The 13,426-nt window shown below is 55.4% G+C and carries 15 protein-coding genes; 4 read left to right on the forward strand and 11 right to left on the reverse strand.

The window, feature by feature from the left end:
* Nucleotide 1 precedes the first annotated feature (1 nt).
* The 4 genes from CU041_RS18505 to dctP all read right to left on the reverse strand — a co-directional run bounded on the left by CU041_RS18505 (nucleotide 2) and on the right by dctP (nucleotide 4,447).
* A complete protein-coding gene (locus CU041_RS18505; RefSeq protein ID WP_101248009.1) occupies nucleotides 2-1,318 on the reverse strand; it encodes a malonyl-CoA decarboxylase in 1,317 nt (438 codons plus the stop codon).
* On the reverse strand, nucleotides 1,318-2,634 hold the full coding sequence (locus tag CU041_RS18510; protein WP_101248010.1) for a TRAP transporter large permease: 1,317 nt from the start codon (nucleotides 2,632-2,634) through the stop codon (nucleotides 1,318-1,320). Before CU041_RS18510 ends, CU041_RS18505 begins: the two co-directional genes overlap by 1 nt.
* Nucleotides 2,635-2,646: 12 nt before the next feature.
* Entirely contained in the window at nucleotides 2,647-3,336 is a 690-nt protein-coding gene (locus tag CU041_RS18515) for a TRAP transporter small permease (protein ID WP_101248011.1), read from the reverse strand.
* Between the two features lie 103 nt (nucleotides 3,337-3,439).
* Nucleotides 3,440-4,447, reverse strand: coding sequence for a TRAP transporter substrate-binding protein DctP (gene dctP / locus CU041_RS18520; RefSeq protein ID WP_068518292.1), 1,008 nt, complete (start codon nucleotides 4,445-4,447; stop codon nucleotides 3,440-3,442).
* A 39-nt stretch (nucleotides 4,448-4,486) separates the two neighbouring features.
* On the opposite strand from dctP, the gene CU041_RS20750 reads away from it, so the two are divergent.
* From CU041_RS20750 to CU041_RS18530, 3 genes are all read left to right on the forward strand, one after another.
* Nucleotides 4,487-4,711 (forward strand): hypothetical protein, encoded by a 225-nt coding sequence (locus CU041_RS20750; protein ID WP_170310303.1) that lies wholly within the window; start codon nucleotides 4,487-4,489, stop codon nucleotides 4,709-4,711.
* 54 nt (nucleotides 4,712-4,765) lie between these two features.
* Nucleotides 4,766-5,443 (forward strand): GntR family transcriptional regulator, encoded by a 678-nt coding sequence (locus CU041_RS18525; RefSeq protein WP_068518189.1) that lies wholly within the window; start codon nucleotides 4,766-4,768, stop codon nucleotides 5,441-5,443.
* Between the two features lie 96 nt (nucleotides 5,444-5,539).
* Nucleotides 5,540-6,280 (forward strand): TlyA family RNA methyltransferase, encoded by a 741-nt coding sequence (locus CU041_RS18530; RefSeq protein ID WP_101248012.1) that lies wholly within the window; start codon nucleotides 5,540-5,542, stop codon nucleotides 6,278-6,280.
* Between the two features lie 33 nt (nucleotides 6,281-6,313).
* Here the strand turns inward: CU041_RS18530 and CU041_RS18535 are convergent, their stop codons facing one another.
* From CU041_RS18535 to fabI, 7 genes are all read right to left on the reverse strand, one after another.
* On the reverse strand, nucleotides 6,314-6,742 hold the full coding sequence (locus tag CU041_RS18535; RefSeq protein WP_008891292.1) for a GlcG/HbpS family heme-binding protein: 429 nt from the start codon (nucleotides 6,740-6,742) through the stop codon (nucleotides 6,314-6,316).
* Between the two features lie 104 nt (nucleotides 6,743-6,846).
* The gene (locus CU041_RS18540) at nucleotides 6,847-7,128 is read right to left on the reverse strand and encodes a hypothetical protein (RefSeq protein ID WP_101248013.1); all 282 of its coding nucleotides are present in this window, start codon (nucleotides 7,126-7,128) and stop codon (nucleotides 6,847-6,849) included.
* A gap of 21 nt (nucleotides 7,129-7,149) precedes the next feature.
* The gene (locus tag CU041_RS18545; RefSeq protein WP_101248014.1) at nucleotides 7,150-7,617 is read right to left on the reverse strand and encodes a DUF2269 family protein; all 468 of its coding nucleotides are present in this window, start codon (nucleotides 7,615-7,617) and stop codon (nucleotides 7,150-7,152) included.
* Nucleotides 7,618-7,655: 38 nt separating this feature from the next.
* A complete protein-coding gene (locus CU041_RS18550; protein WP_101248015.1) occupies nucleotides 7,656-8,261 on the reverse strand; it encodes a TetR/AcrR family transcriptional regulator in 606 nt (201 codons plus the stop codon).
* A gap of 191 nt (nucleotides 8,262-8,452) precedes the next feature.
* Complete coding sequence (locus CU041_RS18555; RefSeq protein ID WP_101248016.1) at nucleotides 8,453-9,769, reverse strand: hypothetical protein; 1,317 nt, start codon at nucleotides 9,767-9,769, stop codon at nucleotides 8,453-8,455.
* A 43-nt stretch (nucleotides 9,770-9,812) separates the two neighbouring features.
* A complete protein-coding gene (aroC, locus tag CU041_RS18560; RefSeq protein WP_068518184.1) occupies nucleotides 9,813-10,916 on the reverse strand; it encodes a chorismate synthase in 1,104 nt (367 codons plus the stop codon).
* A 92-nt stretch (nucleotides 10,917-11,008) separates the two neighbouring features.
* Entirely contained in the window at nucleotides 11,009-11,839 is an 831-nt protein-coding gene (gene fabI / locus CU041_RS18565; RefSeq protein ID WP_068518183.1) for an enoyl-ACP reductase FabI, read from the reverse strand.
* Nucleotides 11,840-12,041: 202 nt separating this feature from the next.
* On the opposite strand from fabI, the gene CU041_RS18570 reads away from it, so the two are divergent.
* Entirely contained in the window at nucleotides 12,042-13,400 is a 1,359-nt protein-coding gene (locus CU041_RS18570) for a YihY family inner membrane protein (RefSeq protein ID WP_068518182.1), read from the forward strand.
* Nucleotides 13,401-13,426: the final 26 nt, after the last annotated feature.

A 13,426-nucleotide genomic window follows, 5' to 3' on the forward strand; every position in this document is an offset into this window, starting at 1 on the left:
CTTAAATGCCGGCAAGCTGTGCGACGGATTTCGATGTTGCGATTTTTCCGTCATTCATCAGCGCTTCGTGATTTTTCTCAATATCGTCAAGGTGGTAGGCATAATTGACCATCATGCCGCCCGCCTGGCGCAGGCCCTTGATTGATGTGTCGCCCAACCAGTTAAGCCGTTCGAGCTGTGCGCCATTGCCAAGATGGAACCGTGCGGTGGGATCGAGTGGCGATTTACCGCGTTTGCAGGTCGCAAGATAGGTCGCACACAGCGCAACAGTCGGTTTGCGCAGGGCTTCGACCTTTTCCGGATCGTCGATCCAGCCATCCTGACTAAGGCCTTCCAGAACCTGACCGGCAAGATCCGCATCGTCGGCCTTGCTTTTCTGGCGTGTCCGCAACCAGCCCATGAAGCCCGGAATGGGCGACAGGGTGGCAAATTGCTTGAGCTGCGGGAATTCACGTTTCAGTTCTTCGACAACCTGTTTGATCAGGAAGTTGCCAAATGAAATCCCCTTGAGCCCCGCCTGACAGTTGCTGATCGAATAGAAGATCGCGGTCTTGGCGGTTTCGGGCGCCTTTTCATCGATTTCCGGCGCCAGAAGAGCCTGAACACTGTCGGCCAGCCCATGGACAAGGGCGACCTCGACAAAGATCAGCGGATCATCGGGGATCGCCGGATGGAAGAAAGCAAAGCATTTGCGATCGGTTGCCAGACGACGACGCAGATCATCCCAGCCCTGAATTTCATGTACCGCTTCGTAACGGATCAGTTTTTCAAGGATGGCGGCCGATGTATCCCAATCAATATGACGCAGTTCAAGGAAACCACGGTTAAACCAACTGGTCAGCAGGTGCTGCATATCGGCATTCAGCGGTTCCAGATCGCGGTTGGTTTTCAAAAGACCGATCAGGGTTTCACGCATATCGACAATGGCGCGGGTGCCGCCCGGTGCCATATTGATGCGGCGCAGAAGTTCCTGACGTGCGGGTTCCGATGCCTGGGTCAGGGCCGCCAGATTGGTTTCTGACGGGTCCTTGGCAAAGGCGTCGGCCGCTTTTGAAACTTTGGTGCGGTCTGCGCTGAAGTCGTTCTGCATCATCTGGAAAAAGCGCAGATGATCTTCTTCTGGCAGGTTTTCCCAAAGCCGGACCACTTCGCGGGCAACGGCGGTGCCACGTGCTTCGCCTTTTTGCGAAACAAGGTCTTTGCACATGGCACCGAGTTGCGTGAAGGAATCCTGCGGGGGGGAAATTGGCAGATCAAGCAGTTCACGCCCACGGTCGGCGATGCTTGAAATCCAGCTTCTGACAGAGATGCCTGACATTAGCGTCCTCCGATTATCGTTTCTGGAAGCCAGGTGGCGATTTCAGGGAAGAAGCAAAGAATGATAATGGCCGCGATCATGCACATCACGTAAGGGAAGGCGCCCTTAAGGATGCTTTGCAGGCGGATGTCGGGTGCAATGCCGTTGATGACATACAGGTTCAGTCCGACCGGCGGGGTGATCAGGCCGATTTCCATGTTGATCGTAAGAATGACGGCGAACCAGTACGGGTCAAAACCGGCATTGATGATCACAGGTAGCAGGATCGGGGCGCTCATCAGGATCACGGCAACCGGCGGCAGGAAGAAACCACTGATCAGCAGGAACAGGTTGATGAAGCCCATCAGAACCCAGCGGTTGACCTCAAGTGCTGAAATCCACTGTGCAATCGACTGGGTAATGAACAGGGATGACAGCATATAGCTGAACAGACCCGCCGCCCCGATGATCAGAAGGATCATCACCGATTCTTTGGTGGTGTCGCGGAAGACATTCCAAAGCTGGCCGGGTTTCCACATCTTGTAAATGATCATCGCGGTGATCAGGCAGAACAATGCCCCGACACCAGCCGTCTCGGACGGGGTCGCAACACCGCCATACAGCGCAAACAGAACCGCACCGATGATCACAAGGAAGGGCAGAACACGCGGAAGGATTTCAAACTTTTCCTTCCAGCTGTATTTGACGACGCCAAGTGCCGCCTGGGCATTGCCCTGACGCCAGGTCGAATAAAGCGACCATGCCATGAACAGGGCGGTGACCAGAAGACCCGGCAAAAGACCGGCAAGGAAAAGACGACCAATCGAGGTTTCGGTCGAAATGCCATACACGATCATGGTGACACTTGGCGGGATCAGAATGCCAAGCGTACCGCCCGCTGCAATCGATCCGGCGGCAACTGTGTCAGGAAAGCCGCGTTCGCGCATTGCCGGAATGCCCATTTTCCCGATCGCAGCACAGGTCGCCGGGGAAGACCCCGACAGTGCAGAGAAAATCGCACATGCCCCCAGGTTGGAAATAACCAAACCCCCTGGCACACGCGTCAACCAGCGATCAAGAACGGAATAAAGGTCACCCCCGGCGCGTGAGGACGCAACAACCGCCCCCATCAGGATGAACATCGGGATGGCAAGAACTTCAAAGCTTTCAAGTTTGCCAAACAGGATTTCGGGCAAAAGCGGCAGCGAACCGGTGCCATCAAAGATGATGATGAAACCGACACTGACCAGAAGCAGGCCGATACCAACCGGAATACCGGAGAAAAGAACAACTGTGGTTGCGATGCCAACGATGGCCGCAAGAAGCAACGGATCCATGATGCGGCCTCCTTAAAGGGCGTCGTCACGCAGGTCGAACGGCGTCGACCGGCGGGTGATAAGGGTCAGGAAGTCGGCCAGGAACTGCAGGAACAGAAGACCGAAACCGATCGGCAATGCCGAATAGGGTTTCCACAGCGGAACCGCCCAGATGGTTTCAGACAGCCAGCCGCCGTCATAGGCTTCAAGCACGAGCTCAAGACCATAGAAGCCAAACAGTGCACTGATCGCCATGCCACACAACAAGGTCAGGACGGCAAGCGTCATGCGCGCGCCGCTTTTAAGATAGAGCGGCAGCAAATCCACATTCACATGCCCGCGCAGCAACTGCACATAAGGCAGGCCGATCAGAGTTGCGCCAATCATCAGGAAAATGACCGCCTCGGTCTGCCAGACAGTGGAGTCATTAAGCGCATAACGAATGAACACCAGCTGGCAAATGATCAGCATGGCAACCCCGAACATGGTTGCCGACGCGATGCCGCAGATCCGTGATGCGGTGTGAATCACCGCAACAAAGGCATCAAGCGGCCCCTTGGGCGGCATCGGGTGGCGGGCTGCCTTTGCGTGGTGGTCGTCGATCGGCTCGACATCAGGCGGGGGCGGCATATCGGACTTAACGGAATGCGACGCACTTTGGGTCTGCGCGAAATCATCGGGCAGATCAATCGGAAGTGGGTGCGGGGACATGGCGTTGGACACGCGCGTACTCCTCTGACGGAACCGTATTGTTCTGTTTATTTGTATTCTTTGGGAAATGGGGTGGTGCCGAACATGTCGGCACCACCAGCACATCAGCTATGGATCACTTTACAGCAAGTGCCATATCCAGAAGTTCCTGACCATTCGGGGTCTCTTCGACGAACTTTTTGTAGGAAGTTTCCATGGCCAGTTTCTGCCATGCTGCGAAATCTTCATCGCTGAGTTCGGCGATTTCAACACCGGCATCCTTGAAGACCTGGATGCTGTCCGAATCCTGCTTGCGGCCTTCGGTGGTGTAGTATTCTTCTGCTTTCTTCGCAGCAGCAGCCAGGGCTGCTTTCTGCGCGTCATTCAGCTTGTCATAGCTTTTCTTCGACATCAGAACCGGCTGATACATGAACCACAGCGCATTGCCGGCAGCCGGGGTGTAGCATTTGACCTGTTCGTAGATACGATAGGAAACGAAGCTCGACGAGCTGGTGTTGGTTGCGTCAAGAACGCCGGTCTGCATGGCCGGATAGATTTCCGAGCTCGGCATTGCAGCGATCGAGGCACCGGCACCTTCAAGCATCTGCTCGAACGATTTACCGGCAGCGCGGATCTGAAGGCCTTTTACGTCTTCAGGCTTGTGAATGCAGCCCTTGGTCGATGCAAAGCCGCCAGCAAGCCAGCCCTTGGCAACGGTGACAACACCGTCCTCGTTCAGGAGCTCTTCGATTTTAGCCATGAACGGGGATTCGTTGATGCGGTTTGCATGGTCATGGTTTTTGACCAGTGCCGGCATCAGGGTAAGGTTGGTTGCCGGAACACGACCACCGGCATACGCCAGCGGGTAAACAATCATGTCAAGCTGCCCGCGGGTCATCGGGGTCCACTGTTCCTTCGCCTTGAACAGGGAGCCGGACGGGAAGATCTGGATTTCCAGATCGACATTGGCCGCTTTGACTTCGTCGGCAACAATCTGTGCAACCTTGTGACGGATGTCGCTGGTCGACCACTGGTGCGACAGTTTCAGGGTTTCCGCATCAGCAGATGCGGACATGCCAAAAGCGGCAACAGACATGGTGATGGCGGCGACAGACGCCGAAAGGGTCTTTTTAAAAATCTTCATCTTTTCCTCCCGGATGAAGCATGCGTTTTTGGATGCATTGTGACGGCTTTTGCGCGTCTTTTTATTGATGCGGTTTTCGCATTGGAGGAAAGCGTTACAGATTTCTGGCATCCTGTCTATGCAATTTTGTATACCAGAGATGCGTTTTGCAGTGCCACAAACGCGCCTGTGAGTGTTTGCTTGAAAATCGCGGAAATTTCCCATTCAACTTTTGCAATGCAATATGAAAACCCTGCGCAGCAGCACAGAAAAGGCTTTGATTAGTACCATTTTATGTGTTCTGGTATACCAGTGGCCGATTGTAGAAAAGGGCGTTTTATGGCGCAAAACGGTAAGCTTGCCACCGATCTGGTGCAGAAACTTGAACGCGATATTGTGACCGGTGTTCTTAAACCCGGTGACAAGCTTGACGAACGTTCCCTGAGCGAACGGTTCGGTGTTTCACGCACCCCGGTTCGCGAAGCGCTCCAGACTTTGGCCGGATCCGGGCTTGTTGCCACCATGCCCCGTCGCGGAACCATTGTTGCGTCGATCACGGTTGCCGAACTGATTGAAATGTTCGAAGTCATGGCCGAACTCGAAGCCATGTGTGCCCGCCTTGCCGCGCGTCGGATGCCACGTGTCGATATCGATAACCTGATCGCACTGGCCGATGAATGCAGCGCGCTTCAGGAACATGCCGATGCTGATGCCTATTACGAGGCCAATGTGCGTTTCCACGAAGCGATCTATGCCGGGTGCCGCAACAGTTTCCTTGAACGCCAGACCAAGAATGTCCGCAACCGGCTGGCGCCGTATCGCCGTTTGCAGCTTCATCGCCCGGGGCGCGTTAAAAAATCCAACAACGAACATGCCGATATCCTGAGCGCCATTTCAAATGGCGAGGCCGATATTGCCGGTAAACTGATGCAACAGCATGTTGCGGTTCAGGGCGAGGCCCTGAACGATCTTCTGGCGATCGTCCCGCGCGGATATCTTGAGCCGCTGGCGAGCTGACGTCTTATTCACGACTTTCAAAAACTGCTGGTCCGGCGGGCAAACTTGCCTGTGATTGGGCGTGACCTTTTTGTCCGGTTGAGCTAAAACGCAGCCATGGCAAAGAAACGTTTAGATCAGTTGCTTGTGGAACGCGGATTGGTGGAAAGCCGGTCCAAGGCGCAGGCATTTATCATGGCAGGCAATGTCTTTAGCGGCGAGCAGCGGCTTGATAAGCCGGGCATGCAGTGCAAGGAAGACATGGCGATCACGCTGCGCGGGCAACCTCATCCGTGGGTTTCGCGCGGCGGGCTCAAGCTTGAAAAAGGCTTGGCTGAATTCGGGATTGATGTGACCGGTTTTATCGGCATTGATGTCGGGGCATCAACCGGTGGCTTTACCGATGTCTTGCTGCAAAACGGTGCGGCAAAGGTTTATGCCGTCGATGTCGGGCAAGGGCAGCTTGACTGGAAGCTGCGCAATGACGATCGCGTCGTGGTCATGGAAAAGACCAATGCCCGTCATCTTACCGATGAACAAATTCCCGATCTTGTTGATATCGTGGTGTGCGATGCCAGCTTCATCGGATTGCGGACCGTGCTTCCGGCAAGTATGGAACGCCTGAAACCCGGCGGGCATCTGATTGCGCTGATCAAACCGCAATTTGAAGTCGGCAAGGAACGCGTCGGCAAAAAAGGTGTCGTCCGCGAACCCGAACTGCATCAGGAAGTCTGTGACACCATTTCCGACTGGCTGGCAAACTTGCCGGGCTGGGAAGTATTGGGCATCACCAAAAGCCCGATCACCGGGCCGGAAGGCAATGTCGAGTTTTTGATTTGCGGGCGGAAATCGGCCTGAAGTCAGGCCAATTTCCAACCTGCGACCGTATCGTTATTTGCCGATTTTCTTCATGAAGAAATCAATGCCGGCCTGTGCGCAATCCTGATCCTGGGGCGGGGTGCCGGAACTGACGCCGATGCCGCCAACGCATTCACCATCAACAAATACCGGAAGACCACCGGCAACAATCGACAGGCGACCGCCGATTTCACTGTCAATGCCATAGGCCGGCTTGCCCGGCTGTGCGGCAGCGGCATATTCATGCGTGCCCTTGCGCGCGCCCGATGCGGTGAATGATTTGTCCTGGGCGATGGTGGTGCTGGTGACCTTGCCGCCATCCATGCGCTCAAAAGCGATAAGGACGCCGGATTCATCGGTGATGGCAATGCACATCGGAACGCCGATTTCGTTGGCGCGATTACGTGCACCTTCAATCAGGATATAGGCGTCTTCGATTGACAGGCGTTTGATGGTCAGCATGGAACGTCTCCGGGGATTTGAAATAAGCTGGCGCATCTTATGTGGTGGCGCAAAAGCCGATCAATCACATAAAACGTCTTTTCACATGGTGGAAGATTGCCTGGCTAATCCGGCCGGAATCGTTTCAAGGCAATGTCATCAGGCGACAAGGCAGCAATCGCACCAAGGCCCAATTCGCGTAGCACCGGATCGGCACGGTCGCGCCCCATCAGGCTAATATCAACCGATGGCAGGGGCGGTAATGCCGTGTCGGGCAGGTGATGAAGCCCGGTATGTGGCGCCATACGGCGCGGCATGGCGAAAATGGCGTGGCCGACGGTGATGACGGTAACAATCATGGTGTTGGCATCACCGCTGTGACGGATGCGATGGGCAATACTCGCCAAATGCCAGCATCTTGGCTCTGCCTAGCGGTAAATCATGAAATACAGGGTTGCCAGCGGCAAGATAACGGCAATCAGCCCGATGATATTCCATAGTTTGCGGCATTTTTCATAGGCCGGTGGCATGGTTTGATCGCCCGCCTGTACGGTCCGGCTGGCGATCTTTGACATGTAGATTTGCAAGGGGACCAACCCGGTCACCCACAGCATTGCGGCCATGCCAAACAGACTGATGCCGATTGTCAGATGGGGCGCATCCGAAATCGCAATTCCGGTCGCATGAAACAACCCGATCCCGCCAATGGTTATCAAGGCACCGCCCAATGCGGTAAAGGCCAGATCCGTCATATTCATCAGCCGACAGGCAAAGGCAATGATCACGGGATTGCCGGTTTTGTCGGCCTGTGTCTTCCACAGTGCCGATACAATGATGTTGCCAAGAAACAGTACAACGCCAAGAACATGAATGAATTTAACGGTGAAATATTCCATCGGTTGATCCGGTTTGATGGCGGTTGAAAAAGGCGGGGTTACAGATCGCTTGGGGCGGTGAGGTCTTCTGCAAGAAGGCCAAGGACAAAATCGCCAAGTTCCTGATCGGCTGGAGGCACGATCATGCCGTCAATCACCAGCATGGCAATGCCATGCGCACGGCTCCAAGCGGCAAGCGCACGGTTATAGGCCGTTGCGGCCTCGGTCAGGGTCATTTCGGCCTTGCGATCGACCGAGGTCACCGCGCGTTGCAACACATCAAAGGCATTATCCGCGGCATCACGTAATTCGGGATACTGATCAAGTGGCGGGCGTTCGCGGCCAAAGATCAGTCGGAAATGTTGCGGGTTTTCCACGGCAAAGCCGACATAGGCCGCGCCAAGCTTCATGATGCGTTCTTCGTGATGCGCAACATTTGCCGCCACAGATTCAAGCTGTTCGGCAAAGCGTTCAAACGCGGCAATTGCAACTGCCGCCAAAATGCCATCCTTTCCGTCAAAATGACGATAGGGTGCGGCTTCTGATACACCGGTCATGCGGGCCAGACGGCGCAATGACAGCCCGGTCGGGCCTTCTTCTGTCAGGATGGTTTCGGCTTTTTGCAAAAGAACATTACGGACGTCACCGTGATGGTATTTCCCCATTAGCTCGTATCTCGATTTTCTTATGTTAACTAAGTTAACATTAATGGGTGGAGACCCGTATTTCAAGGAAAAATCGACCTTTGATCGGTAAAAAAGGTGCCGGATTTCCGGGTTTCCCAGATCGCTTCCAAAACAAAAGCACCGTCCAAATCGGGACGGTGCAGTTTATACAGGGATATGTCGCAGGAACGTCAGACGGGGTTGGGCGTTTGTTCCGTGCTGTCCGCCGTTGGGGCGGTTTTGGGGTCTGGGGATACATCGGAATTGGTGGATCCATCTTGTGATGTATCGGGGGTATCTGTTGCAGGTTGCGGGGTGACTTCCGGGGTGCTCGTTGTGTCCGGTGTTGTTGGTGTCTCCGTGCCGGTCGCGGGGACGGGTGCTGGGCTGGTTTGCGTGTTGTTGCTGTCGGCGCTGGTTGCTGTGTCGGCCGACCGGGGTTCCTGGCTTTGTTCGTTGGAGCCGGGTGTAGCGGGTGTGCTGGATGCACCGGACGCACCGGATGCATCAGGTGTACTGTCTGGCTGTGCTGCCGGGGGCTGCTGTGCTTCTGGTGTTGCTGCTGTATCTGGTGTCGGCGTTACGGGGGGTGACTGAGTATCGGGCGTGGTCGTCGCCGTCGTCGGGGACGCTGCCGTAGTCGAGGTCGGGGTTGCATCCGCTGTTGCGCCGGGCGTTACGGGTTGCTGCGGTGCGTCGGGGGCCGGTTGGGGCGTCGTCGTGCTGTCGGTGCTGTCGCTTGATGGAGTGGGTGCCGCAGGCGTTGCTGGTGTCGCCGGTGTGGTCGGCGCTGAACCGTCCTTGGCCGCAGGTGCAGGGCTTTCGACCGGTTTTTGCGGATTGAGATCGACTGACGGGGTTGCGACTTTCCTGTCTTTTTCGGTTCTGTCCGGACGGATCAGGAATTTGTCAGCCAGGGTGTCCTGTCCGATCAGCAGTGGCTGTTCAAGGCCGCTCATTTCCAACAGGCCGATTTCAACATCGCGCATGATGCCGCCAATTTTCATCCGGGTGTGAATGACCGGGGCGCGTACACTTGCGCTGTTGCTGCTGGTCTGGATGTCGCGATATCCGGCAACCGGAAGGGCAAGCTTCCAGACAATGGTACAGGATTTCAGATTGCTTTCAGGTGCAGGATTGCATTTGAGCGTCAGGCTGAAAGAAACGATTTCGCCGGCGTCCTTGTCCTGATCATCGCTGCTGTCGTTTGTCGTTGATGCATTGTCGCTAGATGCCGTGTCGCTACTATGGGCATCGTCACTGGCGCCTGATATGTGCATATCACTGACAAACAGACAGGTCTGCGGTGCCGCGCCAAGGACCATGCCGGGCATTCCGGCAATTCCCCATTCGGGCAGGTCCAATGCCTCGTCCGGATAGAGGATCGTGCGGCCACGCAGTTGTGCATCATCACCAAGGGATCCGCTCTTGGCGGGCTTGTTGTTGGATGCAGCAAGTGAGATCAGGGTTTTGAGCAATACTGGGTTCATGCCATCAAGACGTGGCATCAACCTGGTTGTGACAGGAAACCTTGGGCAAAGACCCTAATTATCAGCTTGGGAAATGTTTGTTGGTGTTCCAGCCTTCGCATTGCGCGCGATGGCGCAGAAGGTGATCGGCAAGCACGATGGCGGCCATGGCTTCGCCAACCGGAACGCCGCGAATACCAACACACGGGTCATGGCGGCCCTTGGTGACGACATCGACTTCCTTGCCATAGATATCGATGCTTTTGCGCGGGGTCAGGATCGAGCTGGTCGGTTTGACCGCAAAACGCACCACAATGTCCTGCCCGGATGAGATCCCGCCCAGAATGCCGCCTGCATGGTTGGAGCCGAAAACCGGTTTGCCATCATTGCCAAGGCGCATTTCATCGGCATTTTCAATGCCGGTCAGTTCCGCAGCTTCAAAACCGTTGCCGATTTCGACACCCTTGACCGCATTGATCGTCATCATCGCCTTGGCCAGATCGGCATCAAGTTTGTCATAAACCGGATCCCCAAGCCCGACCGGAACGCCGGAACAAACGACTTCAATCACCGCGCCAACCGATGATCCGTCCTTGCGCAGACCATCAAGATATTCTTCGAATACCGGCACCGCTTCGGGATCGGGACAGAAGAACGGGTTGTTATCAACTTCGTTCCAGTTCCAGTTGTCGCGATTGATTTCCTTGGTACCCATTTTGACCAGTGCAGCGCGGATCTGGATATCATCGCCAAGTACCTTGCGCGCAATCGCACCGGCAGCAACACGCATCGCCGTTTCGCGGGCCGAAGAACGGCCGCCGCCACGATAATCACGCGTGCCGTATTTTTCCCAATAGGTGTAATCGGCATGGCCCGGGCGGAACTGGTTTTTGATTTCGCCGTAATCCTTGGAGCGCTGATCAACGTTTTCAATCAGAAGCCCGATCGGGGTTCCAGTGGTTTTGCCTTCGAACACACCCGAAAGGATTTTGACCTGATCAGGTTCGCGACGCTGGGTGGTAAAGCGCGACTGACCGGGTTTGCGTTTTTCAAGGAATTCCTGAATGTCGGCTTCGGAAAGTTCCAGAAGGGGGGGCACACCATCAACGACACAGCCAATTGCCGGGCCGTGGCTTTCGCCAAAGGTGGTGAACCGAAAAAGAGTTCCAAAACTGTTGCCAGCCATATCCGAATTCCAGAATGCAAGGGTCAGAGACAAATCGGGCCGCCCGATCTTTAAAGGATTTTGGGCGGCCCGGAAATAAGCGTTTTTGCTGATCAGCCTTTAACAACCGAGATGTCAGGCGCATCAACCTGTTTCATGCCGACCGTGTGATAACCACAATCGACATGATGGGTTTCGCCGGTAACACCGGTCGACAGATCAGACAGGAAGTACAGGCCGGACCCGCCAACATCATCAAGGGTGACGTTGCGACGCATCGGCGAATTGTATTCATTCCATTTCAGGATATAGCGGAAATCGCCAATACCCGAAGCCGCAAGGGTCTTCATCGGGCCGGCCGAAATCGCATTCACACGAATGCCATCCGGACCAAGGTCATTGGCAAGATATTTTACGCTGGCTTCAAGGGCCGCCTTGGCAACGCCCATGACGTTGTAATGCGGCATGACTTTTTCTGCCCCGTAATAGGACAGGGTCAGAAGCGACCCACCCGCAGACATCAGTTTTTCGGCACGCTGGGCAACAGCAGTGAACGAATAAACCGAGATATTCATCGACATGGCGAAGTTTTCAGGCGAGGTGTCGACATAGCGACCACGCAATTCGTTCTTGTCGGAATAGCCGATGGCGTGGACGACGAAGTCCAGCTTGCCCCATTTTTCCTTGAGCGTGTCAAAAACAGCGTCAATGCTGGCCGCGTCCGACACGTCACATGGCAAGACGATGTCGCTGCCGACAGATTCAGCAAGCGGACGAACACGTTTTTCGAGGGCCTCACCCTGGAAGGTAAAAGCAATTTCGGCACCGGCGGCGGCGGCGGCACGTGCAATGCCCCAAGCGATGGATTTATCGTTGGCGACGCCCATAATCAGGCCACGCTTACCGGCCATCAGGCCCGAAATGTTTTCGGTGGACAGGCTCATTTTTCCTCTCGTTCCCACGATCTCTCTCTGGCAGGTGGAGGCATTCAATCAAAGCCGCGACCGGCACAGGAGGCATTAGACATTCGGCGCATCCTACACAAAGCTGGCTCAAGGTCAATCTGGCCTGTCCTAACGTGTGCGGGCACGCTATCTTGTTGATCACGTGCAGTATAACCGGAAAATGCGTAGGGATAAGCGTTTAATGGTCGAAATTCAGAAAATGATCGCGGATCGGACCGCATTCTGGCGCTATGCCGCCATGCGTTTTGTCCATGACAAATCGGTGCAGCGCGCAGCGGGCCTGTCTTACACGACGCTTCTGGCAATGGTTCCGTTTCTTGCCGTGGCGCTGACGGTTCTTTCGGCATTTCCGGTTTTTGATCAGTTCAAAGATCAGATCATGGACGTTGTTCTGAATAACTTTCTGCCTGAAACCGGCGAACAGGTCAGCGGGTATCTGGGAAGTTTCCTTCAGAATACCGGTCAGATGACCGCTGTTGGCACCATTGTGCTTGGCCTGACGGCAGTGATGTTGCTGGGCGCGATCGAAGGGGCGATGAATGACGTCTTCCGCGTGACCAGCCCGCGCAAATTGCTGTCGCGACTTGTGGTTTTCTGGACCTTGTTGACGGTCGGGCCGATGCTTTTGGGGCTTAGCCTGTCACTGGCGTCCTATATCTTTGCCATGCGCCATCTGGTCGGTGGCGAGGCACTGGGCCAGCAGATCGGACAACTGACCTTTATTGCGCCGTTCTTTTTGTCGGCAGCGGCCTTTTCATTGCTGTTTATCGGCATGCCAAACCGTTCTGTGGAAATCCGCGACGGGGCTGTCGGGGGCATGGTTGCCGCCTTGCTGTTCGAGGCCCTTAAAAAGGGGTTCGGTTTTTACGTCACCAACTTTCCGACCTATCAGACGATTTACGGGGCGGTGGCGGTGGTGCCCATTTTCCTGTTGTGGATGTATCTGACATGGATCGTCATTTTGCTCGGCGCACAGGTGGCCGCCGCACAATCGGAATGGCGTGCAGCACGCGCAGCCGGACTGATCCCCGATCCGCGCGGGGCGGTGCCGGGACATATGGAACGGATCATTGCGGTCTTGCGTGTGCTGGAATATCTGCAACACCGTTTTCACGAAGCCGGGAAACCGCCGACCTATCGTCGCATGATGCGCGAATTGAAGCTTGGCGGGCGTGACCTTAACTGGGCGCTGGCCGCCCTGCGACGTGAAAAGCTGATTGACCGATCAGAAAGCCATCGCTGGCTGTTATCCGGGGATTTGTCGCGGATCAGCCTGATGCAATTGATGACGCGGCTTGGGCTGTTTCTTGATTATGACCGGTTGTTGCTGGTGCAGACCGATGGCGGCTGGCCGGTGGTGATGCGCGAACGGCTGGTCGAGTTGGAAAAGAAACGCCAGTCTGTTCTTGATATCAGTGTTGGTGAGTTGCTCGATACTCCGCGACCCGAAGACAAGGTTCCCGAACCGGTCGAAGCCGACCCGCATCAACAAAAGTCCCGCGAAATCGATCAAAAGGACATGACCGATACCATCGGCTGATCTGGGCATCGCCCGGATTTGGGCGT

This window comes from Thalassospira povalilytica, assembly GCF_002844235.1.
Taxonomy (GTDB): domain Bacteria; phylum Pseudomonadota; class Alphaproteobacteria; order Rhodospirillales; family Thalassospiraceae; genus Thalassospira; species Thalassospira povalilytica.

Bases quoted from the DNA above. Each gene is read 5' to 3' on its own strand.
- aroC (WP_068518184.1), bottom strand. From the start codon at position 10,916: ATGGCTGGCAACAGTTTTGGAACTCTTTTTCGGTTCACCACCTTTGGC.
- CU041_RS18550 (WP_101248015.1), bottom strand. From the start codon at position 8,261: ATGGGGAAATACCATCACGGTGACGTCCGTAATGTTCTTTTGCAAAAA.
- CU041_RS18535 (WP_008891292.1), bottom strand. From the start codon at position 6,742: ATGCTGACCATCAAACGCCTGTCAATCGAAGACGCCTATATCCTGATT.
- CU041_RS18545 (WP_101248014.1), bottom strand. From the start codon at position 7,617: ATGGAATATTTCACCGTTAAATTCATTCATGTTCTTGGCGTTGTACTG.
- CU041_RS18530 (WP_101248012.1), top strand. From the start codon at position 5,540: ATGGCAAAGAAACGTTTAGATCAGTTGCTTGTGGAACGCGGATTGGTG.
- CU041_RS18510 (WP_101248010.1), bottom strand. From the start codon at position 2,634: ATGGATCCGTTGCTTCTTGCGGCCATCGTTGGCATCGCAACCACAGTT.
- CU041_RS18525 (WP_068518189.1), top strand. From the start codon at position 4,766: ATGGCGCAAAACGGTAAGCTTGCCACCGATCTGGTGCAGAAACTTGAA.
- CU041_RS18555 (WP_101248016.1), bottom strand. From the start codon at position 9,769: ATGCCACGTCTTGATGGCATGAACCCAGTATTGCTCAAAACCCTGATC.
- CU041_RS18505 (WP_101248009.1), bottom strand. From the start codon at position 1,318: ATGTCAGGCATCTCTGTCAGAAGCTGGATTTCAAGCATCGCCGACCGT.
- fabI (WP_068518183.1), bottom strand. From the start codon at position 11,839: ATGAGCCTGTCCACCGAAAACATTTCGGGCCTGATGGCCGGTAAGCGT.
- dctP (WP_068518292.1), bottom strand. From the start codon at position 4,447: ATGAAGATTTTTAAAAAGACCCTTTCGGCGTCTGTCGCCGCCATCACC.
- CU041_RS18570 (WP_068518182.1), top strand. From the start codon at position 12,042: ATGGTCGAAATTCAGAAAATGATCGCGGATCGGACCGCATTCTGGCGC.